The organism is Streptomyces sp. MS19, assembly GCF_047200595.1.
Taxonomy (GTDB): domain Bacteria; phylum Actinomycetota; class Actinomycetes; order Streptomycetales; family Streptomycetaceae; genus Streptomyces.
The window spans coordinates 1-448 of the sequence record NZ_JBJZOH010000106.1; the positions used below are offsets into that span (position 1 = coordinate 1).

Consider the following 448-nt stretch of genomic DNA (forward strand, 5'->3'; position numbering starts at 1 on the left):
GGCTGGCAGGAACGGGCCGCCGAAGATCCGCATGCCGGAGGCGGCGGTGGCCGGGACATGAAGGTGTAAGCGGACCTGGGGGGGACATGCCGAACTACGAGTACTACTCGCACAGAGAACTCGCCGCGGCGCTGGAAAGCGCCGATCCACTGGGGCTTGCGTATCTCGGCAAGCGGCTGCGGTGGTTGGCTCCCGAGCTTTCCGAGACCGGTGCGTCGATCGCCCTCCAGATGACCAACGTCGCATGGCAGGGCGAGACGGCGGACGTCTTCCGCGCCTGGGGCAAGCACTTCCACAAGCAGTCTCAGGCACTGGGCCAGTACGTCGAAACCATGGGTCAGAGCATGGAACACGCCGGCCAGGCGGTGTGGGAGGCCCGTGCGGCGATGCCGGAGGCACCTCCGGCGGTCGTGGTGAACGACCCGCTCGACGGAACGCCCCTGGGCGA

At 67.9% G+C, this 448-nt stretch carries 1 pseudogene; it reads left to right on the forward strand.

Annotation, left to right across the window (positions count from 1 at the left end):
- Positions 1–86: 86 nt before the first annotated feature.
- Positions 87–448, forward strand: a pseudogene (locus ACL02R_RS30075) (hypothetical protein); the annotation flags it as partial.